We start from the raw sequence: 526 nt of genomic DNA, 5'->3' as shown, positions 1-526 counted from the left end.
GGCCGACGCGCGGCTGCTGAAATAGGGCCGGGATGCGCCCTGCGGGTTTGTTCAGCCGCGAAGCATCTGGGATTAGACGGTGAGTGCCCGGCCCTTGGGAGCCTCAACCCCGTCACGGCGCGGCCGGGTTCCTTCATACCGGCGCGGCGCAGGCTGGCACGGCGCGAACCGGGGCCATCCGCAGCGCGTGTAAGCGCATCGCCCGCGTCTGGGCAGGGGCCGGTCGCAGCGGGATGTTGCACCGGCCCCATCCATTTGCCGGGACTAACCCATCATCCCAGAAATGCCTTGGATTTCGTATTCCTCTTTCTTCGCGGCCCTGACCGCCTCGAGCATGGCGTTCAACTCAATGACCCGTTGACCGGCATCCATTAGACTCATGTCGTTTCGTGCCAATCTAGCGACCTCAAAGCGGCGTTCTTCGACCAGTTGCCGCTCGAGCTTTTCGAGGTTCTGATAGTCTTCGGATTGGGTTGACATGCGTGGTTCCTCTTGGGTTTCTAGGTGCGCCTCGAGCATAGCTTGC

At 62.4% G+C, this 526-nt stretch carries 1 protein-coding gene; it reads right to left on the bottom strand.

All coding sequences use genetic code 11. The annotated features are described in order from the left end of the window. Window positions 1-264 precede the first annotated feature (264 nt). The coding region (locus CK240_RS18005; protein ID WP_205957944.1) for a hypothetical protein at window positions 265-526 on the bottom strand (262 nt) is incomplete at its 5' end.

The sequence above is a fragment of the Paracoccus salipaludis genome, assembly GCF_002287065.1.
Taxonomy (GTDB): Bacteria; Pseudomonadota; Alphaproteobacteria; order Rhodobacterales; family Rhodobacteraceae; genus Paracoccus; species Paracoccus salipaludis.
This window is presented reverse-complemented; position numbering and strand designations above follow the sequence as displayed.